Raw genomic sequence first — 23,294 nt, 5'->3', positions numbered from 1 at the left:
AAACAAATTAATTTTGTTAAAGTCTTTTTTCAAAAATTTGGAAGGAGATGAATGCTTAAAAAAGGTGAAGTAAAAATGATTCATAAAATGCTCAAAGATGGACTTAGTAAAAGTGCCATAGCTCGTAAACTAGGCATTAACAGAGATACAGTTGCTAAATATGCAAAGATGCCTGAAGGCTATGTTCCAGTCATTAAACGAGATGCAGTTGAAACAACAGTTGATCCATACCTTCCAAATATTGCCAGAATGCTAGAAGAGGCACATAAACTAGGTGTTTCTATTCCTTCATCGTCAATTTATCAAGAGATTCAGAAATTAGGCTATAGAGGTTCACTTCGCTGGATGAATGATGTTGTGCTTCGTCATGAGCTCCGCCAAAAAGTAAAAGATGAAGAACCGCTAGTTAGGTTTGAGACAGACCCTGGTAAACAGATGCAAGTTGACTGGGTAGAATTTCCAAAAGAAGGCTTGTCTGCATTTGTGGCAACAATGGGCTATTCTCGAGCGTCATATGTTGAATATGTATCTGATGAAAAAGTAGAAACCCTAATAAAATGTCATATGAACGCATTTAGTTACTTCGGTGGAGTTCCACAAGAAGGTCTATATGACAACATGAAGACAGTAATTATTAAAAGAAATGCTTATGGATTTGGTAAGCATAAATTTAATGAGCAGTTTCGAGATTTCGCAGAGAAACATTGCGGAATGCAACTTAAAGTTTGTAAGCCATATCGTGCTCAAACTAAGGGCAAGGTTGAGAGATTTAATCACTATTTGAGATACAGTTTTCACAACATGTTTAAAACTAGACTCTCTATGATGGGTTATAAAATGACCTTGGAGAATGCAAATGCGGAAGTTATGGATTGGCTGGATTTCACAGCTAACTCTAGAATACATCAAACAACTATGCATAAGCCATTTGATATGTTGGCAGAAGAGCAATTGCATTTGCTACCTCTACCGAAGCCTTATCACGGTATCCACCCAATAAAAGCTACAGCACAAAGTGTATCAAAAAATAGCCAAACATCCAATAGAATTACCATTCATATTCCAAATCGTGATTTACAAAGCTATGATGAGTTTATCCCTGTTATGGCTTATATGCTTATTCCTGCTTATGCAGTTGGAGGTGCTTTATGGAACTAAATGAGAAGATAGAATATTTGTGTAAAGAGTTGCAACTGCCAATGTTTAACGAGTTTCATCATGAGCTTGGAAACCGTGCAGCAAAAGAAGGTTGGAAATATAGTGAATATCTTTATGAAGTGCTAAAACTCGAAGCAGACAGCAGAGCTACTCGTTCGCGTGCAACGCTCACAAAAATGGCAGGATTTCCAACTATAAAAACACTTGAGCAGTTTGACTTTGATTTCACTGTCGGAGTTAATCGTAGACAGATAGAAGAACTCTCCACTCTTGAGTTCATCAAACGCAAAGAGAACATTATATTACTTGGCCAGTCTGGAGTTGGTAAAACTCACTTAGCAATAGCACTTGCTTATCAAGCTGTTCAAAAACGCATCAAAGCCAGATTTATAACAATCTCTGACCTTATTATGCAGATGAGCAATGCCAAAAAAGAGAAACGCTATGACTCTTTTATCCGTCAGTCTATCATGACACCATCTCTGCTTGTAATAGATGAAATAGGCTACTTTCCAATGAGCAAAGAAGATGCCCATCACTTTTTTCAAGTAATATCCAAACGCTATGAAAGAGGAGCAACAATTGTCACTTCAAATCTTGTGTTTAGCCAATGGAGTGGAATATTTGCAAATGATAAAGTTGTTACTACAGCTATTTTAGACAGACTTTTACACCACTCTCATATTATAAATATACTTGGAGATTCATATCGATTGAAAGAAAAAAAAGAGGAGGGAATGGTAGATTCAGACTTGTATAAGTTTAAAGCCAAAAAATCAATCAAAGGGATAAATTAAACCATCGTCGCTTAAGGTTACAATTCGTAATATTTCTTACGAAAAACTGCCGAATTTAACTCCGCTCTTGACAGGTACAGTAAATATATTTTTCAATTAGGATACCTTGCCGATTTTTTTGCAATAAAAAGAAAAAAATAATGATTTAGCCTGAAATATTTTACGATAAATCGTAACTTGCTAGTTGATTCCAGCTTTCTACTTTTTAAAAATCCAAAAAAATATTTATTTTGGACGTATTTTAGAGCTTTTTATAATCTTTACTTAGGTTTCCTACACCCATTTTTCATTACGTTATAGTTTAAAAGCACTAAGCTTTACATCAAGCTTAGGGTCTAAAAAGAAAATATTTTTTTGTAATTTTCCTGAATTATCTAAAATATTTAAACCTCTTCCCAAATTAAAGTTCCCTTTAGTACCCATAAGTAGGAAATTTATTTTTGATATGTTCTTATCACTATTTATTACTTTAATTTTATTATAACTGTATATAGCCTTTAGATAATCATCTACCATTAGATAATAATTATCATCATCCTCAGTGACTAATGGTAAATAGGCAATAATTATATAATCATTGTTTTTTAATAAAGAGAGTTGTTCTTTTAAGTCCTTTAAGGTTGATATCTTTATATATAGATCTTTTTTATAAGGTCTATTTAGCCACTTAGGAAAGCTTTTATAACATGAATATATATCTGATATATTTATGTCTTGGCAACTATATTGTGAAAAACTTTTTCCTTCAAGAAAAAAAGTAGGGATAAAAACATTTTTACTATCAAACTCAATTTTTATTGATAAATTATTATCTTTAATATTAGTAATGTGTTCTTCTACAATATTTCTAGTAAAATATAGGTACTCTTTATTTGGAATTTTTATTGTAAGTGTAGATTTACTATCAGTATTATTTTCTTGTTTAGCTATATTACTAAGATATGCTCTATCTGTTGAAAAATCATACAATTCAGCTTCTATAGTAAATAGATTGTTTCTATTTTTAACTTTTGTTTTCATTCCTGATGGGTAATAATTTTCTTGTGATTTATCAATCTTATCTAGACTACACTGATTTATACTTATTTCCAAATTACTAACTAAACTTCTTAATCCTCGCTCATCTTCAATTAAGAAATCTATCATTCTACCTGATGAAAATGAAGAGCTTTCATATATGTTTATAAACTTAAATTTACTTCCAATAGGGTAAGTTTTAACAACAGACATATAATCCTCTTTCCCATCATTTAGATGATATGTAAAACGATATGTTTTGTTTGCACTTGAAGAACTACCAGTAAAGTTGTAGTGGTAAAGTATAGCAGGAGCAGTAAGAGTAAAATCTTTATCCTTACATTTGAAGGTACTATATTCATAAAGAGATGTATCATGAGAACTAGCATCATCAAATATAGTGAAAATTGTTGTAGCAATATACAGAATAAAAGCCACTATAAATATACTTATAATAGATAATGTAATTTTGATAATATCCACGGGAAACTCCAATATTTATATTTTTAATAACAAATATAAAGTCAACAATTATATATAAAAAACCTTAAATACAAAAAATAATATAAAAAAACAAATGACTTTCGAAATTTTACTCAAAATACTAAATATACAAAATTAATTAAACTAATCTAGGTAACAGCAACCACCTATATAACAGCTTCTAGTAAACTATTTAAGTGATTTCATATACTAAAGCGTAGATATTTTTAGCCCATAATAGGAATAATTAACATAAGTTGAATAGCTCCAGATACTGGAAATTCTTAAATAATATACAAAAAACTATAAAAGACCACAATCAAGGACTTTGTAACTCTATCAAAATTTTTTTAGGTGAAATATAGTGGGCACACTTGGGCACAGTAAGTATATAATTCAGTTGGAAAGTACGGTATTTAGGAGTTTAAAAAGTAATGGCTCCGGATACTGGATTCGAACCAGTGACCAAGTGATTAACAGTCACCTACTCTACCGCTGAGCTAATCCGGAATGTTTAAGAGGTCGAAATTATACTTTATGGTGCTTGAAAAGTCAAGGCTTTTCAAGCTACTTTTTTAGTTTTCTTTTTTCGTTTACATGTAGAATCAAAAACTCTAAATTTCCGACTATTTTTTTTACTATTTTTGACTCTTTTATTAGTGTTTGAAGTCGTTTTTTACTCTCTTCATCGAAGAGTAAGTTAATGTCATCCATAGTTAATGGTCTTTTATCAAGTGTATTTAGTATCTCTTCATTTGTGTAGTTTGAGTTGTTTGGTTCTGCATGAACCCTTGATGCTATATGTATGGGTAAAGAGCTGTCAAACTCTAAAGATGCCTCGTGTAGCTCTTTGTAGCTTATTCCGCTAACTGGGTAAGCTGGAGGTCTGTCTATCGTCCCTAGGTCTACCCTTGTAACATTCAATTGCAGTAAAACTTTATTTAGTTTTTGTATCTCTTGCTTTGTATCATTTAAACCATACACAAAAAGTATCTCTATAAAAAGTTTGCCTTTGTAAACTTTACTAAACTCTATTACTTTTTCAACAATACTTTCTACATGCATACTTTTATGCGGTCTATCTATTTTTTTAAACACATCTTCGCTTACAGCATCAAGTGAGAGTTTTACCTGGTCAAGTTTTAAAAGTGAGTTAAATACCTTTTCATCAACAAGAGTAGCGCTGTTTGTAAGTATGAGAGTTTGAGTTTTATTTTTTATTTTGTCTATCTCATCTATAAGTTCACTTAGTTGTGGATAAAGTGTAGGTTCGCCATTTGCAGTAAGTGTTATAACATCAATCTTGTCGTTTAAATGCTCTTTTAGCTCATTAATAATTGTTGGGATATCTACTGTATTTGATTGAGTATCTACAGTTGCGCTTGGTGCTAACTCGCAGTAAAGGCAGTCAAAATTACACTGTTTAAGGGCAGGGGAGAGGTCTATACCCAAAGAAGAACCAAATCTTCTTGAGTTTATAGGACCGAAAATCGTTTTCACTATTTTTTACTAACTCTTTGACACTCTTTAACAAAGTGTATAGCATTTTCAACTGGAACATCAGGTAAAATCCCGTGACCTAGGTTGAAGATATGTCTTTTAGTTCCCATAGTCTCTTGTATAACTTCTACACAGTGAGTAGTTGCTTCTTTAGAGTAAAGACGACAAGGCTCCATGTTTCCTTGAAGAACGTACTTGTCACCAAGTTTTTCTTTTGCAAGTGACATTGGAGTTGACCAATCAACACCAAATACATCAAAGTTTCCGTATACTTTATCTAAAAATGCAGGGATACCTTTAGGGAACATGATTACTGGAATATGTGGGTATTTCTCTTTTAAGTACTCAGCAATCTCTACCATGTAACTCCAAGAGAACTCATCATACTTACCCGGCTCAATAGCAGCTGCCCATGAGTCAAAGATTTGTACAACATCAATACCGGCTTGAATTTGTTTTTCCATATATAGTTTAACAACTTCAGTAACTTTTCTAAGTATATTGTGTAAAAGTTCAGGGTTTGAGTACATCATTTTTTTACAAATGTTGTAAGTTTTTGTACCTTGACCTTCAATCATGTAAGTAGCAAGAGTCCAAGGAGCACCAGTAAAACCGATAAGTGCTTTTTCATCACCTCTGGCATCAAGTTGCTCTCTTAGTAGTTCAATAGTCTCATAAACGTAAGTAAGTTTTGAAGCTGCTTCTTCACCACCTAGAAGTCTGTCTAAGTCTTCTTGAGTTGAAAGAGGGTCGTTAAACTTTGGACCTTCACCTTTGATAAACTCTAAATCCATACCCATTTCATCAGGTATAACAAGGATGTCACTAAATAAAATAGCCGCATCAACACCAACAATATCAAGTGGTTGAATAGTAACCTCTGCTGCTCTTTTAGGGTCATGACAAAGGTTTAAAAAGTTTCCTGCTTCTGCACGAACTTTCATATATTCTGGAAGATAACGACCTGCTTGTCTCATCATCCAAACTGGTGTGTATGGAGTCTCTTTTCCAAAGCATGCGTCTACAAATATTTTACTCATTTTTTTCCTTTTACTTATAATTTAATGACTTTTTCCGACTTTCCCCAAGAAGAAAAGACCAACTGCAACGGCAGTAATTGATAGCGCGAAGTATAACATATCTAAGGCACCATCATAGTGAGTATGACCTACTTTTTGAAAAAAACCAACAACAAGTACCATTACAATAACTTTTGAAATTTTATCTTTTAGTTGATCAAGGGAGTGTATAGACAATATTTTGTTTTCTCCTCCTGTATCATCTCTCGCCGCATCTATGTCAGAAATGAACAGTTCATATAGACCAAAAGAAAAAAGAAGCATAACAACACCTATTAGGTATAAATCAACAGCGCCTATGATTCCAGCTACAACATCTTCGTGAAAATTCTCTGGATGGGCGTTATTAAAGTATGTGTTTATAACAAATTTTGCAGTGTCATATATATCAAAACTAGCTACAATAAATAGTACAACTGCTCCAATAAGACCAAAAACAACAGCGAGAATTATTATAAATCTTGAGCCCCACAGGGAGTTTTCAAATAATCTTTCAATCATAACTACTTCTCCTCTTGCATCTCAGCCCATTTTTGAGCAATTCTTACAGCATTTGTAGCTGCGCCAACTCTAAGATTGTCAGCAACTATAAACAGGTGAATCATTTTTTTAGAGAAGTTGTCATTTCTTATACGTCCTACAAAAGTTTCATTCATATCCACACATGTAGCAGGCATAGGGTAGAGAGCTTCTTCTGGCTTGTCTAAAATCACAATGTTTGGTGCTTTGCTTAAAATCTCTCTAACCTTGTCTGCTTGAACATCAGAGTTAAAAGTAAGAGACAAGGCTTCTGCATGACCACGAAGAGTTGGAACACGAACACATGTAGCACTAAGAGGAATCTCTTTATGCATGATTTTAGTAGTTTCGTTAATCATCTTCATCTCCTCTTTTGTGTATCCATTTTCCATGAAAACATCAATTTGAGGGATTACATTTAGAGCAATTTGTTGGTTGAAAACTTTATGCTCAGAGTCGCTTAGTTTAAAAGCAAAAAAGTCTTGCATTTGCGTCACTAACTCTTCCATCGCCTCTTTACCAGCTCCTGATGTTGCTTGATATGTGCTAACATCAACTCTAACCAAGTCATAAGCTTCATCAAGAGGTTTTAGAACTTGTACCATCTGAATAGTTGAGCAGTTTGGATTTGCTATGATTCCGCTAGTTTCCCATTTTGCGATGTCTTCAGGGTTTACTTCAGGGACAACAAGAGGAATATTTTTATCCATTCTAAAGTGAGATGTATTGTCAATAACAACAGCACCAGCTTTAACAGCGTATGGAGCGAACTTTTCACTAATATTTCCACCAGCACTAAAAAGTGCAATTTCAATCTCTTCTTCTTCAAAAACATCAGTAGTAAGCTCTTGTATAGCTATGTCTTTTCCATTAAACTCTACAGTTTTGCCTATACTTCTAGCACTTGCCAATGGAACCAGTTTGTTTAAAGGGAAGTCAATCTCTTGTAATATTGTTAATATCTCTTCACCAACCGCCCCATTTGCTCCAACTACTGCTACATTGTATTTTCTCATTTTTCTCTCCTATAGTTTATAAGTTTTTATTTTTTTTACTAAAATCGATATACTCATTCCAAGAATCTCAGATGCTTTTTCTATATCGCCATCCTCAGAACTAAGTACTTCTTTAATTAGCTCTTTTTCCATGCTTGAAATGTCTTTGTCCTGCGTTAATCCACGAGATTCCAAAAAAAGCTCCTCGGGTGTAATCTCATCTGTTTCACTTAAAATAACGGCTCTCTCTACAACAGAGATAAGCTCTCTTATGTTTCCAGGCCAACTATAAGATAAAAGTTGTTTCTCCGCTTCACTCGAAAAACTCTTAAGATTAAAATTGTACTTTTGGCAGTTTTGCTCAAGTACTTTATAAGCAATCTCTAAAATCTCTTCCACTCTATCTTTTAGCGGTGGAATATTTAGTGGAATAGTGTTTAAACGGTAATAAAGATCTTCTCTAAATGTCCCATCTTTAATCTTGTTGTTAAGATTTGCATTTGTTGCTGAAACTACTCTTATATCTATTTTTATGCTTTTAGAAGAGCCAAGTCTTCTTACCTCTTTTTCTTGAAGGGCACGAAGCAGTTTAGCTTGGACACCATAAGGCATTTCCCCAATCTCATCTAAAAACAGTGTTCCACCTTGCGCAAGCTCAAATAGTCCTGCTTTTGCTTCACTCGCGTCAGTAAAAGCACCTTTTTCAAATCCAAAAAGCTCACTCTCAATCAAATTTTCAGGTATCGCAGCCATATTTATAGCAACAAAAGGTTTTTTTTGCTCTTGGAGAATTTTCATGGATGTAAGAGGCAAATACTTCCTTCCCAACACCACTTTGACCTAAAAGTAAAATACTTGCATCAGTTTTACACGCTTTATCGGCAATGTTTAAAACAGACTTTAGTGCTTTTGATGTTCCTAAAAAGCCGTTAGTAGTGTTCTTGGTATTAGCAATAGGGAGCTTTTTTTTGGCTTTTTGAACTTTGTCTTCTCTTCTTATTGCTGTAATTAAAGTATCTACGTCAAAAGGTTTAAGTAAAAAATCTTTCACTCCGAGATGAATAGACTCTATTGCCCTTTGGAGAGTTGCGTTTCCTGTCATCATAATAACTTCAAATTTACCATTTAAAGTTTTAATAAACTCTATACCATCCATTCCTGGCATGTTGATATCAGTTATGACTAAATCAAAACTATCATCAAGGTTTTTTAGGGCATCTTTTGCATTTTTAAATGTTTTAATTTCAAACTCTTCATAGTCGCTCATAGCAATCTCAAGAGATTTTCTCATATTAATATCATCTTCAACGATTGCAATTTTCACTAATAGCCCTATGTTTTTGGGTGATTTAAACCCTTATTTTAATGGTGAAATTCTAGCAAAATTATCATTAAAATCGACTTTGAAACAAGTTGTTTTAAGCGTGAGTATTGTTGTTGATCTGTTTTGCAAGTTTATAGTCTCTTCTTTATGTTCTACATGTAGACCAAGTTTATGTATGTACTTTAAAAAATCTTCAGAGTTTTGAGAGATGAGTTTTTTTAAATTTTTATTATTGTTGTTTTCTAAAACAAAATATTCATATGGTTTTCCATCGCATTTTGTCATAGCTTCTGATATATTAAGTGTTTCATTGTAAAGAAGAGAGTCTTTTACGACATATCGGTAGGAGATAAGGAATTCACTCGCATTTAGTGCAAGTGAATTAAAAAATATTATTGAGCAAAGTCTGAGTGTGAAATTACGATTTCCATCTCTACTTCGCATAGTCCCTCTTTAAAAGTTGTTTCAACAACATTGGCATTTCTAATCATTGCATTAACAGAAGTACGAATAACTGATCTTTGAACCATCATATTTTTGATTAAGTCTTGACCATCAATACGAACACCTTTTACTTTTTCAGCTATAGCTCTGTAAGCATCTGCAATTGCTGCTCTTTTTGCTAAAGCATAAGCTTGAGCAGGAGAAACAGTATTCATAGGGGCAACGCCTTGACCTGTAACGCTTATATGAATAGTTTGATTAGCACTTAAAACAGCTTCTCTTTGCATAGCTGCTCTTGCTTCATCAGCCTCAGCAGCACTTAAAGCTTCTTGCTCTCTCTCAAGGTTTACTTGAAGAAGATCAGCTTTTGCTTGATTCGCTTCAGCTCTTGCTTTAGCAAGCTCTGCATTTGTCTGCTCCATAACCGAAGTGTCAACTGATTGAATTTTATCAGTTCCAAATAGTGAAGAAACACTTAAAAGCAGTGCAAGTAATATAGAATATTTCATGGTTTGTCCCTTAGCATGATTTAATATAGGAGCTAAAGCAACTACTATACCAACTCACTTGGATCAAGGAGAAGATTCTCATCTTCTTCTTCATCATCTATCGGTTGTTTTGGACAACGAGAAACACTTGCAACATCATCACCCTTTACAATATATACTCCAGATGTGTTTCTGCTAGATTTTGAGATAGTCTGCATATCTACTCTAATCATCTTGCCGGCTTTTGTAAGAGCCATCATATCCATACCTTCATCAACCATCAGACATCCAACAATGTACTTTCCAGTTTTAGCAGTCATTTTCATAGCTATAACACCAGAACCACCACGATTTGTCAATCTGTATTCGCCAGCATCAGTTCTTTTTCCGATACCTTTTTCTGCAACAATTAAAATCTCCTGCTCATCACTTGCGATAATATTTGCATCAATCACTTCATCATCTTCGTGTTTGAACTTAATACCTCTTACACCACGAGTACTACGACCTTGTTCACGAGTTTTTTCAATGTCAAATTTAATACATTGAGCAAGTTTTGTTACTATAAATAGATACTTAATATCTTGATCAGCTATTTTTGCAGTAATTAGTGCATCATCATCATCAAGAACTATTGCTCTAACTCCGTTGCTTCTGATATTTGAAAACTCACTAAGGTTTGTTCGTTTAACAATACCTTTTTGTGTGAAAAATACTAGACCCTTCTCTTCACTGAAATCAGTTGTAGGGATAATAGAGCGAATTTTTTCATCAGCCATAAGGTTAAGAAGATTTACAACAGCTTTGCCTTTAGCAATTCTGCTTCCTTCAGGGATTTTGTAAACTTTCAACCAGTGTAATTGACCACGGTCTGTTACAAACAGAAGTGTATCGTGAGTGTTACATGTAAAGAATCTCTCTATAAAGTCATCTTCGTAAGTAGTTACAGCAATTTTGCCTTTTCCACCACGTTTTTGTTTTTCATAAGAAGCTAGAGGAACTCTTTTGATGTAGCCTCTGTGAGTGATAGTTACAACCATTGGCTCATTAGGGATTAAATCCTCAATATCTATATCGTCGTAATCATCCTCAATTTCTGTACGTCTAGCATCAGTATATGTAACAAGAAGTTCATCAAACTCATCATTAATTATCCCGTGTAAAATTTCTTCACTCTTTAGAATTGACTCTAGATATTCAATAAGTGTAAGAAGCTCTAGTAATTCATTTTCAATTTTCTCACGCTCTAAACCTGTAAGTTTCCCAAGACGCATATCTACAATGCTTTGTGCTTGGATTTGAGAGAATTCAAACTCTGAAACTAGATTGTCACGTGCTTCTTCTACATTTTTACTTGCTTTGATTACTTTTATAATTTGATCAATAATATCAAGTGCTTTTTTAAGACCTTCTAAAATATGCGCTCTCGCTTTTGCTTTTTCAAGGTCAAAAATTGTACGGCGAATAATAATAGTTTTACGGTGATTTATAAAGTGTTTTAATATAGTTATGATTCCAAAGATTCTTGGCTCTTGATTTAATATAGAAAGCATGATAATACCAAATGTAGTCTGCATGCTCGTTTGCTTGAAAAGATTGTTAAGAACTATTTCACTCATAGCATCTTTTTTTAGTTCAATAACAACTCTCATACCGTCACGGTCAGACTCATCACGAATCTCTGAAACACCATCAATCATTTTGTCTTTAACAAGGTTAGCTATATTCTCTATTAAACGTGCCTTATTTACTTGATAAGGAAGCTCATCAATAATAATAATATCTCTGTGCCCTTTTTTCTCTATATGGGTTTTAGCACGAACTTTTATACGGCCACGGCCAGTTTCGTACGCATCCATAATCCCTTTTTTACCAAAGATAATACCGCCGGTTGGAAAATCGGGAGCTTTGATATGTCTCATTATTTCAGACAGTTCAATATCTGGATTTTTAAGAAGAGCTTTTAATCCATTCATGATTTCAGTTGGATTATGAGGTGGAATATTTGTTGCCATACCAACTGCAATACCTGATGAACCATTTATAAGAAGGTTTGGAGCACGGGTTGGCATTACATCAGGCTCTTTTGTAGTTCCGTCGTAGTTGTCTATCATATTAACTGTGTTTTTATCAAGATCTTTTAAAAGCTCACCAGCGTACTTGGTCATACGAGCTTCTGTATATCTCATAGCAGCCGCACTGTCGCCGTCCACAGAACCGAAGTTTCCTTGACCGTCAACAAGTTGCATTCTCATAGAGAAATCCTGAGCCATACGAACAAGAGCATCATAAACTGCAGTATCGCCGTGAGGGTGGTACTGACCAATAACGTCACCGACTATACGAGCAGATTTTTTAAACTTCGCACCGTGAGAAAGGTTTAGTTTGTCCATCGCATATAGAATTCTTCTATGAACAGGTTTTAATCCGTCACGAACATCAGGGAGTGCCCGACCTACGATTACACTCATAGAGTAATCAAGGTAGCTGTTTTGAAGAGTCTCTTCAATATTTATAGTTTGTATCTCATCGTTGTTTAGCAAATCGCCCATATACACACCTAGTCTTTCAAAAATAAAATTCTTTTATAATATCTGATTGTCCCTTAAGGTATTTGTAAAATTTATAAAAAATACAAAATAAATTATTTTTTATGTAGTTGTATCTAATTTCTCTCAACAATCTTCTAGAAAAATATTTTCAAAATTCATAAACTAGATTCCAAGTCAAGCTTGGAATGACAACAACTCTGTCACTCTGAACTTGATTCAGAGTCTAATTGCTCTTTATACAAATATTTATATTCACAAAATAGCGCATTTGGTGATGTTGATTAAAAATTAATCACTTTTATGATTAATACATCACACATAACTTGTATAATTTTGGAAGTTAAACAAAAAAGGATAATAGATGAAGAGATTTTTTCTTGCTCTGTTGGCATTGCCAACATTTGTATTTGCAGAGGATACGTTAAGCAGCGGTGACACTGCTTGGATGTTAGTTGCTACGGCTTTAGTAATGTTAATGACACCTGCGGGGTTAGCACTATTTTATGGCGGTCTTACTCGTAGTAAAAATGTTATTAATACTATAAGTATGAGTTTAGGTGCTTTCGCAGTTGGTAGTTTAGTGTGGGTATTAGTTGGTTACTCAGTAGCATTTGGTGATGGTGATTTAATTGGTAGTGGTAAAGTTTTACTTTCTGGAATTACTTCAGACACTTTAAGTGGAACAATTCCTGAGTTACTGTTTGTAGCATTTCAAGGGACATTTGCAGCGATTGCAGTTGCTATTGCTAGTGGTTCAATGATTGAGAGAGTTAAATTCTCTACATTTATGGTGTTTGTTGCATTATGGATTGTAGCTGTTTATGCTCCTATTACACACTGGGCGTGGAGTGGTAATTCGACTACATTAAACTTTGGTGAGATGGACTTTGCCGGTGGTACTGTTGTTCACTTAAATGCTGGTGTTGCAGGTTTTGTTGTTGCAATGATTTTAGGAAGAAGAAAAGATTATGGAAAAGTTGCTATTAAGCCATTTTCTCCTGTATTAGTATCTTTAGGTGCTGCTCTATTATGGTTTGGTTGGTTCGGTTTTAATGCTGGATCTGAACTAGCTGCTGATGGCGTTGCTGCATCTGCTTTTTTAGTTACAAATGTTGCTGCGTCTCTTGGTGTTATAGGCTGGATTGCAGTTGAGTGGTTAGTTTACAAAAAAGCTACTCTAGTTGGTGGTGCTTCTGGTGCTGTTGCTGGTCTTGTTGCTATCACTCCTGCTGCTGGTTCTGCTGGTGTTGAGGGTGCGATTATCATAGGTTTAGTTGGTGGTGCATTAGGTTTTTATGGTGTTTCTAAGCTTAAAAACATGTTCAAAGTTGATGACTCTTTAGATGCATTCTGGATTCACGGTTTAGTTGGTATCTGGGGTTCAATTGCTACGGCAATCTTTATTGCTGATTATGCAATGGCTAAAGATTATGACATGATGTCTCAACTTCTAAGTCAATTTAAAGCAATCGGATTAACAATTGTTTACAGTGGTGTAGTAACAGCAATAGTTTACTTTATTGCGTCTGCTTTAACTGGTGGTGGTAGAGTTGATGAAGAGACTGAAGCAAAAGGTCTTGATGAAACAGTTCACGGTGAAAAAGCGATTAACCTATAACTGGAACGCTTAGAGGGAGAAGTTAATTCCCCCTTTAGGAATAGAGATATGATAAGTTGCATTAAACCTTAAATATGGTTACAATTTTAAACTAAAATTTGGAGATATTATTATGAAAAGAGTAGAAGCGGTTATTAAACCATTTAAATTAGAAGATGTAAAAGATGCCTTAGCAGAAATTGGCATCGATGGAATGACAGTAAGTGAAGTTAAAGGTTATGGTCGTCAAAAAGGTCATAGTGAACTTTACCGTGGTGCTGAGTACGTAGTAGACTTTTTACCAAAAATAAAAATGGAAATGGTAGTGTCTGATGATATGGTTGATCAAGTTACGAGTACAATTGTAGAAGCTGCTAGAACTGGTAAAATAGGTGACGGTAAAATATTCGTTACAAACATTGAAAAAATTATCCGTATACGTACTGGTGAAACTGACATCGAGGCTATATAAAACACACACTAAAAGGGAGAAATTCCTTTTAGCTGTACTTACATGTAGAGACTTCCAAAAACTTTAAATATTCACAATTGATTAAAAAATAATCAATAAAATAAAATCCTGTATAATCATTAAGCTATAATACTTCCTTAAATTTTAAAAGGATACTTACATGTTAGAAGCTGATTTTAAATATATAATCGATACTTTCTTTACGCTATTCACAATGGTCTTAATAATCTTTATGGTTCCTGGTTTTGCAATGCTTGAAGCTGGACTTGTACGTACAAAAAATGTCTCTGCCGTTCTTACAATAAATGTAATGATTTACGCAGTTGCCTCTTTGGCATTTTTGTTAGTAGGTTATGAGCTTGCTTTTGGTAGCTGGGAGAGTGATACTCAGAGTATATGGGCTGTTTTTATGTTTCAAATGGCATTTGTTGGTAAAACTGTAAATATTATGAGTGGTGGTGTTAGTGAGCGTGTTCGCATTATTCCTCTAGCTATTTTTACAGTTGTAATGGGTGCAGTAATATATCCTTTGGTAGTAAATGTCACTTGGGGTGCAGATATTATTGCAGGTACAATGCTTGATATTGACATGTATGACTTAGCAGGCTCAACTGTGATTCACTCAACAGGTGGCTGGGCTCTTCTTGCTGCTATTATGATAATGGGTCCAAGAAAGGGTCGTTATGTAGATGGAAAAATTAGAGTTATTCCAGCTTCAAACATACCACTTGTTGTTTTAGGTGCACTTCTTTTATGGATAGGTTGGTTTGGATTTAATGGTGGAAGTGTTGGCTCCATCTCTTCTGTTGAGAATGCGAACAGTGTTGCTAAAACTATTATGAATACTAATACAGCAGGTCTCGCAGGTGCAATTATCGCTGGTTTTATTATGTACTTCAGATATAAACTTCTTGATATTACTATGATTTTAAATGGTGCGCTGGGTGGTTTAGTTGCAGTTACTGCTGGACCTGATTTGTATGACATGTACACACCTATTTTAATTGGTCTTATCGGTGGTGCTTTAGTTGTCTTTGCAGTTCCTATTTTTGATAAACTAAAATTAGATGATCCTGTTGGAGCACTCTCTGTACACTTGGTGAATGGTATATGGGGAACATTGGCAGTTGGAATATTTGTAGATAGCGTCTCTTTTATGGCACAGTTAAAAGGTGTTGTAATCGTAGCGGTTTTTGCATTTAGTGTTTCATTTGTAGTTCTATATGTTATAAATAAAATATCAAGATTTAGAGCAGAAGATGATGCTCAAGTTGAAGGTATGGATGTTAACGAGTGTGGTGTAGAAGCTTATCCAGAATTCAAACGTGCTATCTAACTAGACCCTGAATCAAGTTCAGGGTGACGTAGTTGCTGTTTCAGAGTGACCGAGTTGCTGTTTCAGGTTGACGGGGTTGTCGTCATTCCAAACTTGATTTGGAATCTCATTTATTCTTTAATTCACATCTTAACAAAATAGTAACAATCTTTTTGTTACTATTACCATCATGATTAACCACAGACGCCCATTAATAATATCACTTATCTTTCACTCCATTCTTATATTAACAGTGCTGTTTACATGGAGATATTATTCTGAAAATAAAAAAGCAGAGTGTGAAACTACAATTTGTGTTCAACTCAGTGCGCTACAAGCTAAAGAAATTACCAAAGAGCCACTACATGTAGAAAATAAAAAGCCTCAAACAAAACCAAAAAATACAACCACAGAAGATAAAATTCCATCCAAAAAAATAGAGATAGCTCCAGTTATAGCGCCGATAATTGAAGAAGTTGTTGAGCCCAAAGCACAAGATAGTGAAAAAATAAAAGAGATTCACAAAATCAAAGAAAAAGTAATTGTTAAAGAAGATGTAATAGAAAAGAAAATAGTTATAGAAGAAAAAATAGCTGTAAATATTGCCGATAAAGTGTCACATGTAGAGCCTAAAAAAGAGGAAGTTGCAAAAGAGTATCTGAAAATTAACACAAAAAAAATCACCCAACTTTTACAAGATAATTTGTACTATCCAAGAAGTGCCAGAAAAAGGAACATAACCGGTGAGGTAATTATAAGATTTACACTTGGAGTTGATTGTGAAGTTTATGATATTGAGATTGTGAACTCAAAAAATAATATTTTAAGTCGTGCGGCAGTTAAAACAATAGAAGATTTATCAGGAAAATTTCCAAAACCTGATAAAAAAATCATTTTAAATGTACCGATAAATTATAACTTGAGTGAATAAACAGTTTTATATTTAATATAATAAAGATAAAATCCAATATTATATTCAAAGTAAGGGTTCTGATGTCATTAAAAAGAGTAAATTTACTGTTTGTTTTAGTCTTAGGTATAGTTATGTATGGAGGTTTTTTCTACACATACAGTGCTACTAACAAGTATTTTGAAAATGAAAGCTTACAAAGAATGAAAAAAGATATTCTTGAGCTTGGATATTCTATAGCAACTCTGATTGAAAATAACGGAGTTGAGAGTTCAAAAAAACTGCTGCAAAAAAGTTTACAGGCAAATAAAGAGTATAAAACCCTCTCTATAGCCATAGATGATAAAATAGTGGTTTCTACAGATATAAATAAAATAAATACGGATTACTATGCGGATTCTCACCTTGATACGTTATATGACTATGAACTTGAAGGGCATAAAGTTTTTTATAAAGAGTTTGCATATTTTGATAAAGGCAAAAGAGTATATTTAAATTTAATAATTGATTTAAATGATGATTATATTAAAAGTGATAATAAGGAGCTGCCTTCTTTTGTTATTACGATTTTAATATATTTTATTATTCTGATGGCAGTATTTCTTATAGCTTTGTATTATATAAATATTTTGCCGATACTCAGGCTTAGCAAATATGTAAAAAGAAATGAATTTTATCCAATAAACTTTTTTATAAAAGATTATGCCTCTCTCTATAACTCCTTTACTTCAAAATATAATGAGATTGCCCTTCTAAACAAGACACTAGAAGACAAAGTTGCCAATAGAACAAAGTTGGTCTCAAAAACTAACATACTTTTCAAAGAAGCTCAAAAACTAACAAAAATAGGCAATTGGGAGTGGAATCTATCGGACAATACAATTGTGTGGTCTGATGAAATATATGTAATTTTTGGACTGCAGCCACAAGAGTTCCTAGCAACATATGAGACATTTATAAACACTGTACATGCAGAGGATAAAGCACTGGTACAAGACGCTGTAAGTAAAGCATTGCAAAGTGGAGAGGAGTACTCTGTTAAACATAGAATTGTGCTTCCAGACGGGAGCGAAAGAGTTGTATATGAAAAAGGAAAAGTAGAGTTAGATGAAAATAACAAGCCTATTAGAATGATGGGAACAGTACAGGACATTACTCAAAGCTTTAAAAGAGAACAAGAACTTGAATTTCAGTCAAGACTGCTTAATTCTGTAACAGACTCAATACTGGTACACAATATTGATGGAAGTTTTATCTACGTTAATGAGTCTGCATATGCAACCAGAGGGTATACAAAAGATGAATTAATGAGTATGAAAGTTCAAGACCTTGATTACAGCGATGAGAAAGAGGGCAGTGAGATATATAATGAAAATATTAAAAAAATTAAAGCTCAGTTAGAAAAAAACCACCATGCCGTTTTTGAAGTATCGCACAAATGCAAGAGTGGCACTTCTATACCATTGGAAGTCACAAGCAGATTAATGAATGAAGGAAATAAAACTTATATTATCAGTATAGCAAGAGACATCAGCGAGAGAAAAATTATGGATATGAGTCTTAAAATATCAGAAAAAAGATATAGAACTTTAGTAGAAAACTCCCAAGTCGGCATTTTTACCAGTACAATCGGCGGAAAAATTATTTATGTCAATGATGCTATGGTACATATAATGGATTATGAGTCGGCAGAAGATATGTGCAGTTATAATTCATCAAGAATATATAAGTACTCTAATGAACGTATAGAATTTCTTAAAGAACTCACCGCAAAAGGTAAGGTAGAAGAGATAGAGATACATGTACTGACTAAAAATAATGATGAAAAAATAGTACTTCTAAGTGCACATATTGAAGGAGAAATAATCTCCGGAATAGTTATGGATATAACTGAATCAAAAAAATCTATGCAAGAGATAACAAAACTATCAAAAGCTATTGAAGAGATTGATGATATTATTATGATTTCCGACAGAACCGGTGTTTTAACCTTTGTTAATGATGCATATGTGGTGCATACAGGTTTTACGCGCGAGGAGAGCATAGGCAAAACAGCTAGCATATTGAAATCCGGCAAACATGATAAAACTTTTTATACTGATATGTGGAAACAGATTCTTAGCGATAAAGTTTTTCGTGGAGTTTTCGTCAATAGAAAAAAAGATGGAGAACTTTATTATGAAGAGAAAACAATAAGTGCAATCAAAAATGAAGAGGATGAAATAATCTCTTTTGTCTCAACAGGTAAAGACATCACTCAAAGAATTGAGATGCAGCAAGACCTGGAAAAACTTGCTTCAACAGATCAACTTACAGGCATTTACAACAGACATAAATTTGAAGAGTTGTTTAAATTAGAGCTTGAGCGTGTCGCAAGATATAAAAATCCACTTTCAATAATTCTTTTTGATATAGATTTTTTTAAAAAAATTAATGACACTCATGGACATGACGTAGGTGATACGGTTTTAAAAAGCATTGTAAGTGTAGTAATTGAAAATATTAGAAACATAGATATATTTGTAAGATGGGGCGGTGAAGAGTTCCTAATTTTATGCCCTGAAACTGACTCGGAAAATGCAGTGATTTTAGCGCAAAAGCTTAGAATAAAGATAGAGAGCACTACTTTTGGAGTAGCTGGAAATGTAACCTCTAGTTTTGGAGTTACATCATACAGAGAAGACGATACTGAAAACAGTTTTATAAAACGTGCAGATGATTGTCTGTACAAAGCAAAACATGAAGGTCGAAACAGAGTAGTGGCAATATTATAGGCTAAATATATTTGTAAACAAGTATAGAATTAGTTATTAATATTGTGAGATGATAAATTTTTTTTTGAATTGTTTTGAAAAGAGTTTGAAGTATTAAGTGGTGACCCCGAGGAGAATTGAACTCCTGTAACATGGATGAAAACCATGGATCCTGACCGCTAGACGACGGGGCCACAAAATAAAAAAAATGGTGTCCTGTGATGGATTCGAACCATCGGCCACATCATTAAAAGTGACGTGCTCTACCAGCTGAGCTAACAAGACTTGTTACAAACATATTGTTTGTGGATGGGAATTATAGGCAAAAATATTTTCTAAGTCAAGAAAAAAAAGGCAGAATTTGCACATATTTTAAAATTTGTTCTCTATTGCCACAGTTTTGCCGAAAATTGTTACATTTTGGCTAAAATATTGCCAATGAATTACTATAGTTTTGAACATGCATATCTGATATTATTGTTACTCCCAATCATTTACTGTCTATATAGATGTAAAGAGTATATGAAGCCAATATTTTTTGTACATCTGCAGTTTTTGTCTTCAAAAAAAAGTTTTTTAAAGCTGGAGTGGATTTTAAAGGTAATTGTTTTTATATTGCTTTGTATCGCTCTGGCTTCTCCTATAGTAATAGATAAATTCAACCCGCTTAACAGACATGGAAAAGATATAGTTTTGTGCATAGATGCAAGTGGTTCTATGAACTCATCAGGACTTGATTTTGAAAATGAACTGGGCAAAGGCGAGAGATTAAGCAGGTTTGAAATTACAAAAATAATAGCAACAGAGTTTATTCATAAAAGAGTTAGCGACAATGTTGGCGTAGTCTTGTATGGAGATTTTGCTTTTATAGCTTCTCCTATAACCTATGAAAAAGAGATTGTAAGTGATATGTTGAGTTATCTCTCTCAAGGGATGGCGGGGCAAAATACTGCAATTGGTGAAGCAGTGGCTATGAGTGTGAGAGCATTTAAACACTCCTCGGCAAAGACAAAGGTGATAATCCTCTTAACAGACGGCGAGCATAACAGCGGGAAAATTTCCCCAAAAGATGCTCTAAAGCTTGCAAAAGAGCAAAATATTAAAATCTATACAATTGGTCTTGGTAAAAAGGGCGAATCGGATGAGAAACTTTTAGAAAAAATTGCACAAGAGAGCGGAGGGAAATTTTACACTGCTGTCTCAGCAAAAGAGTTACAGAGTGTTTATGAAGAGATTGACATGCTTGAATCTTCAAAAATTAAAAGCAGAGAGTATATTTTAAAAGATTATTACTATTGGATAGTTTTACTTTTAGTTCTTCCTCTGTTACTATTTTTACTATTTAGGGAGATTGAAAAATGAGTTTTTTATCTCCTGAATATTTTTGGCTTTTAGTGCTTCTTCTGCCTCTGTTTATAAAAAAAGATTTCAGAAACTTTAGTATTACAGCAATAGGATATATTTTAACCTTTATTCTAATAGTTTTAGCTCTTTCTCGTCCGGTTATCGAGCAGGAGCCTATTAAGTCAAAGCAGGCACTTAGCGATGTTGTAGTAGCAGTCGATTTATCTTTTTCAATGTTTGCACAAGATATAGAACCCTCAAGACTTGCAAAAGCGAAAGAAGTTTTAAAAGAGCTGCTTATGTCAGAGTACAAAACTCGTTTTGGAGTTTTGGGCTTTACAACAAATGCTATTGTATTGTCCCCTCTAACACAAGATAAAGAGCTTTTGCTACATCTATTTAACTCACTTGATGAAAAGTTTATAATTACTAAAGGGAGCAACGTTATGCCGGCTCTAAAGTTAGCTAGAAAAATGTCAAATTCTAAGATGCTGAGCGTTGTTCTTTTAACAGATGGTGCAGATGAGTTTGGTTATGAGAGTGAAGCTATATACGCAAAAGAGAACTCAATGAGAGTCAATATTTTTATGCTTGGCTCAGCAATAGGAGCAACTTTAAGACTTGAAAATGGTGAGCTTTTAAAAGATGAACTTGGAGATATTGTAGTAAGCAGAGAAAATAGTGCAATTAAAGAGATATCAGATGCAACCGGGGGAGTTTATACAAAAGATTTCAGCGAACTCCTTGAGGCCATTAGTTCACAAAAAGAGAAGGACAAAGAGAGTGAAACAACAATAGTTCAAAATTTAGAACTGTTTTACTACTTTGTATTTTTGGCAATTCTTACATTTTTGGTAAGTGTGACAACACTTAAGCGGTATGTTTTGGGCTTTTTGCTTCTGGTTGGAGTTAATCTACATGCAGACAGATACACAAAGCTTTTCAGTGAGGCAAATGAGTTTTACAAAAATGGAAACTATGAAAAAGCACTAGATGGTTATAGAGGCGTGAAATCCTCACATGTAGAGATTAAATCGATAGTTTATTATAATATGGGAAATGCATATATAAGACTTCAAGAGTTTGAAAAAGCAAGAGAAGCCTACTTAAAGTCTCTTACTCTAACTTACACTAAAGAGGCAGACGAAAACTTGGCTTATATAAAAGATGTAGGTGAAAAAGTAGAGATGAATACAGGTCAGCAAAAAACAGATAAAAAATCATCATTGGCAAAAAAAGAGAAGAGCTCAAAAGAACAAAAAGAGGGCGGTGGTTCAAATATGAAAGTAAGTGCAGCAGCTAGTAGCGGAGCAGATGATGGCGGCAAAAAGAGTGAGTCCCAAAGTATGCTTGACTTAAACAGCGGCAAGGCAAAACTAAGCTCAAAACAGTATGAGCTGATTAATAAAAAGGTAATAGATGAAAAACAGCCATGGTAAGGTTCTTTTAATACTGTTAATATTTCTACATGTAGAGATATTCGCTTCAACTTATGAGTGGAGTGCGACAGCAAGTAAAAATAAAGCCTATGTAAATGAAGCAATACATCTTAGTTATATATGTAGATTCAGCGATGATGCTGAACTTTATAGTATTGAGTTTAATCCTGATGGGGATTATGAAAACTACACTATAAAACTTTTAACTAAGAGTGAAAGACTAATAAATAATAAAAAAGTAAATAGCTATGAGTTTGTTGCATTTATAAAAAAATCTATTGATGTTGACTTTGCCTTTGATACGGTTATGAAAAAAACAAATAAAGACTCTATCAAAAATACTGTTTTGGGCCGTGATAATGCTTCTTATGAAGAGTATACAAAAACAAAAATAAAACAAAAAAACTTACATGTAGAGGTAGTAAAAACAGATATAGCTCTAGTTGGAAACCTTGTACTTGAAGTTAAAAAAGATACCCCACATGTAAAAGCTTATGAGCCTTACCATATGGAGATAATAATCAAGGGTGAGGGGAATTTGGATGAGATTAAGCCCCTTGAGTTCAAAATAGATAATGTAAAAGTATTTGCCGGTAAAGTTATAAAAGACATTCAACTTACAAAAGATGGTTACAGCGGAATTTTGAGTCAAAAATTTGCGTTTGTGGGGAGTGAAGAGTTTATAATTCCTAAGTTAAATATAAAATATGTTAATTTGAAGCTAAAAAAAGAGGATGCTTTGGTTGTAAACGCCGTTAAAGTTGAGGTTGAAAAAGGTTTTAAGGCAGAGGAACTTTTAGACAAGGCTGATGAAGATTTTAAAATAAATTATGAGTATTTTTACTATTTTTTCGCCTTTGTTTTAGGATTTTTAATTTCAAAAATCAAGTTGAAAAAGCCAAAAAAACAGCTCCTTGAGGATGAAGCTTTTAAAGAGAAAGTAAAAAATACAGATTCTCTGGGGGAGCTTTCGGTTATTTTGGCTTTAAAAGATAGAAAAAAGTATGAAAAACTGATATTGGAAATAGAGACTAAAAAGGCTACAAACATAAACAAAATCAAAAAAGAAATTGGTTTAATATAGTATTAAATGCAATTGAACTAAAAT

Annotated in this window: 18 protein-coding genes, 3 tRNA genes and 1 pseudogene; 10 read left to right on the top strand and 12 right to left on the bottom strand. The window is 33.7% G+C overall.

The window, feature by feature from the left end; translation table 11 throughout:
* The first annotated feature begins 51 nt into the window (after positions 1-51).
* The gene (istA, locus tag HUE88_RS09355) at positions 52-1,158 is read left to right on the top strand and encodes an IS21 family transposase (RefSeq protein ID WP_194368257.1); all 1,107 of its coding nucleotides are present in this window, start codon (positions 52-54) and stop codon (positions 1,156-1,158) included.
* A complete protein-coding gene (gene istB / locus HUE88_RS09350) occupies positions 1,149-1,955 on the top strand; it encodes an IS21-like element helper ATPase IstB (RefSeq protein ID WP_194368256.1) in 807 nt (268 codons plus the stop codon). The genes istA and istB overlap by 10 nt, the downstream gene beginning before the upstream one ends.
* A 294-nt stretch (positions 1,956-2,249) precedes the next feature.
* On the opposite strand, the gene HUE88_RS09345 is transcribed toward istB, so the two are convergent.
* The 10 genes and pseudogenes from HUE88_RS09345 to gyrA all read right to left on the bottom strand — a co-directional run bounded on the left by HUE88_RS09345 (position 2,250) and on the right by gyrA (position 12,356).
* Entirely contained in the window at positions 2,250-3,455 is a 1,206-nt protein-coding gene (locus HUE88_RS09345) for a hypothetical protein (RefSeq protein WP_194368439.1), read from the bottom strand.
* A 435-nt stretch (positions 3,456-3,890) separates the two neighbouring features.
* Positions 3,891-3,965, bottom strand: a tRNA-Asn gene (locus HUE88_RS09340).
* A 57-nt stretch (positions 3,966-4,022) separates the two neighbouring features.
* Positions 4,023-4,955, bottom strand: coding sequence for a radical SAM protein (locus HUE88_RS09335; protein WP_194368438.1), 933 nt, complete (start codon positions 4,953-4,955; stop codon positions 4,023-4,025).
* Positions 4,955-5,995, bottom strand: a complete 1,041-nt coding sequence (hemE, locus tag HUE88_RS09330; protein ID WP_194368437.1) for a uroporphyrinogen decarboxylase — start codon at positions 5,993-5,995, stop codon at positions 4,955-4,957. Before hemE ends, HUE88_RS09335 begins: the two co-directional genes overlap by 1 nt.
* A gap of 21 nt (positions 5,996-6,016) precedes the next feature.
* On the bottom strand, positions 6,017-6,535 hold the full coding sequence (locus HUE88_RS09325; protein ID WP_194368436.1) for a YqhA family protein: 519 nt from the start codon (positions 6,533-6,535) through the stop codon (positions 6,017-6,019).
* A 2-nt stretch (positions 6,536-6,537) separates the two neighbouring features.
* A complete protein-coding gene (locus HUE88_RS09320; protein ID WP_194368435.1) occupies positions 6,538-7,569 on the bottom strand; it encodes an aspartate-semialdehyde dehydrogenase in 1,032 nt (343 codons plus the stop codon).
* Between the two features lie 9 nt (positions 7,570-7,578).
* Positions 7,579-8,872: pseudogene (locus HUE88_RS09315) on the bottom strand (sigma-54-dependent transcriptional regulator).
* A gap of 33 nt (positions 8,873-8,905) precedes the next feature.
* Positions 8,906-9,316: a hypothetical protein gene (locus tag HUE88_RS09310; protein WP_194368434.1), complete on the bottom strand. Its 411-nt coding sequence runs from the start codon at positions 9,314-9,316 to the stop codon at positions 8,906-8,908.
* Positions 9,265-9,825, bottom strand: coding sequence for an LPP20 family lipoprotein (locus tag HUE88_RS09305; protein WP_194368433.1), 561 nt, complete (start codon positions 9,823-9,825; stop codon positions 9,265-9,267). Before HUE88_RS09305 ends, HUE88_RS09310 begins: the two co-directional genes overlap by 52 nt.
* Before the next feature lie 44 nt (positions 9,826-9,869).
* Positions 9,870-12,356 carry a DNA gyrase subunit A gene (gene gyrA / locus HUE88_RS09300; protein WP_194368432.1) on the bottom strand — a complete coding sequence of 829 codons (2,487 nt, stop codon included), beginning with the start codon at positions 12,354-12,356 and terminating at the stop codon, positions 9,870-9,872.
* 361 nt (positions 12,357-12,717) lie between these two features.
* Between gyrA and HUE88_RS09295 the strand changes: the two genes are divergently transcribed.
* The 5 genes from HUE88_RS09295 to HUE88_RS09275 all read left to right on the top strand — a co-directional run bounded on the left by HUE88_RS09295 (position 12,718) and on the right by HUE88_RS09275 (position 19,424).
* Positions 12,718-13,974, top strand: coding sequence for an ammonium transporter (locus tag HUE88_RS09295; protein ID WP_194368431.1), 1,257 nt, complete (start codon positions 12,718-12,720; stop codon positions 13,972-13,974).
* A 112-nt stretch (positions 13,975-14,086) separates the two neighbouring features.
* Entirely contained in the window at positions 14,087-14,425 is a 339-nt protein-coding gene (locus HUE88_RS09290) for a P-II family nitrogen regulator (RefSeq protein ID WP_194368430.1), read from the top strand.
* Positions 14,426-14,585: 160 nt separating this feature from the next.
* Complete coding sequence (locus tag HUE88_RS09285; protein ID WP_194368429.1) at positions 14,586-15,761, top strand: ammonium transporter family protein; 1,176 nt, start codon at positions 14,586-14,588, stop codon at positions 15,759-15,761.
* 169 nt (positions 15,762-15,930) lie between these two features.
* Positions 15,931-16,671 carry a cell envelope integrity protein TolA gene (gene tolA / locus HUE88_RS09280; protein ID WP_194368428.1) on the top strand — a complete coding sequence of 247 codons (741 nt, stop codon included), beginning with the start codon at positions 15,931-15,933 and terminating at the stop codon, positions 16,669-16,671.
* Between the two features lie 62 nt (positions 16,672-16,733).
* Positions 16,734-19,424, top strand: coding sequence for a sensor domain-containing diguanylate cyclase (locus tag HUE88_RS09275; protein WP_194368427.1), 2,691 nt, complete (start codon positions 16,734-16,736; stop codon positions 19,422-19,424).
* A 98-nt stretch (positions 19,425-19,522) separates the two neighbouring features.
* Here HUE88_RS09275 and HUE88_RS09270 read toward each other — a convergent pair.
* Together HUE88_RS09270 and HUE88_RS09265 are read right to left on the bottom strand one after the other, a co-directional pair.
* Positions 19,523-19,597, bottom strand: a tRNA-Glu gene (locus HUE88_RS09270).
* Positions 19,598-19,612: 15 nt separating this feature from the next.
* A tRNA-Lys gene (locus tag HUE88_RS09265) sits at positions 19,613-19,688 on the bottom strand.
* A gap of 237 nt (positions 19,689-19,925) precedes the next feature.
* Here HUE88_RS09265 and HUE88_RS09260 point away from each other — a divergent pair.
* The 3 genes from HUE88_RS09260 to HUE88_RS09250 are packed head-to-tail and all read left to right on the top strand — an operon-like array spanning position 19,926 to position 23,270.
* Positions 19,926-20,765, top strand: coding sequence for a VWA domain-containing protein (locus HUE88_RS09260; RefSeq protein WP_194368426.1), 840 nt, complete (start codon positions 19,926-19,928; stop codon positions 20,763-20,765).
* A complete protein-coding gene (locus tag HUE88_RS09255) occupies positions 20,762-22,186 on the top strand; it encodes a VWA domain-containing protein (RefSeq protein WP_194368425.1) in 1,425 nt (474 codons plus the stop codon). Before HUE88_RS09260 ends, HUE88_RS09255 begins: the two co-directional genes overlap by 4 nt.
* Positions 22,167-23,270: a BatD family protein gene (locus tag HUE88_RS09250; protein ID WP_194368424.1), complete on the top strand. Its 1,104-nt coding sequence runs from the start codon at positions 22,167-22,169 to the stop codon at positions 23,268-23,270. Before HUE88_RS09255 ends, HUE88_RS09250 begins: the two co-directional genes overlap by 20 nt.
* The last annotated feature ends 24 nt before the right edge of the window (positions 23,271-23,294 follow it).

This window comes from Candidatus Sulfurimonas baltica, assembly GCF_015265455.1.
Classification (GTDB): domain Bacteria; phylum Campylobacterota; class Campylobacteria; order Campylobacterales; family Sulfurimonadaceae; genus Sulfurimonas; species Sulfurimonas baltica.
Note: the sequence above shows the minus strand (reverse complement) of the source record. Positions and strands in the feature narration are given on the sequence as shown.

Coding starts and splice junctions, on each gene's coding strand:
- istA (WP_194368257.1), top strand. CDS start 52: ATGCTTAAAAAAGGTGAAGTAAAAATGATTCATAAAATGCTCAAAGAT.
- istB (WP_194368256.1), top strand. CDS start 1,149: ATGGAACTAAATGAGAAGATAGAATATTTGTGTAAAGAGTTGCAACTG.
- hemE (WP_194368437.1), bottom strand. CDS start 5,995: ATGAGTAAAATATTTGTAGACGCATGCTTTGGAAAAGAGACTCCATAC.
- HUE88_RS09325 (WP_194368436.1), bottom strand. CDS start 6,535: ATGATTGAAAGATTATTTGAAAACTCCCTGTGGGGCTCAAGATTTATA.
- HUE88_RS09320 (WP_194368435.1), bottom strand. CDS start 7,569: ATGAGAAAATACAATGTAGCAGTAGTTGGAGCAAATGGGGCGGTTGGT.
- HUE88_RS09310 (WP_194368434.1), bottom strand. CDS start 9,316: ATGCGAAGTAGAGATGGAAATCGTAATTTCACACTCAGACTTTGCTCA.
- HUE88_RS09305 (WP_194368433.1), bottom strand. CDS start 9,825: ATGAAATATTCTATATTACTTGCACTGCTTTTAAGTGTTTCTTCACTA.
- gyrA (WP_194368432.1), bottom strand. CDS start 12,356: ATGGGCGATTTGCTAAACAACGATGAGATACAAACTATAAATATTGAA.
- HUE88_RS09295 (WP_194368431.1), top strand. CDS start 12,718: ATGAAGAGATTTTTTCTTGCTCTGTTGGCATTGCCAACATTTGTATTT.
- HUE88_RS09290 (WP_194368430.1), top strand. CDS start 14,087: ATGAAAAGAGTAGAAGCGGTTATTAAACCATTTAAATTAGAAGATGTA.
- HUE88_RS09285 (WP_194368429.1), top strand. CDS start 14,586: ATGTTAGAAGCTGATTTTAAATATATAATCGATACTTTCTTTACGCTA.
- tolA (WP_194368428.1), top strand. CDS start 15,931: ATGATTAACCACAGACGCCCATTAATAATATCACTTATCTTTCACTCC.
- HUE88_RS09275 (WP_194368427.1), top strand. CDS start 16,734: ATGTCATTAAAAAGAGTAAATTTACTGTTTGTTTTAGTCTTAGGTATA.
- HUE88_RS09260 (WP_194368426.1), top strand. CDS start 19,926: ATGAAGCCAATATTTTTTGTACATCTGCAGTTTTTGTCTTCAAAAAAA.
- HUE88_RS09255 (WP_194368425.1), top strand. CDS start 20,762: ATGAGTTTTTTATCTCCTGAATATTTTTGGCTTTTAGTGCTTCTTCTG.
- HUE88_RS09250 (WP_194368424.1), top strand. CDS start 22,167: ATGAAAAACAGCCATGGTAAGGTTCTTTTAATACTGTTAATATTTCTA.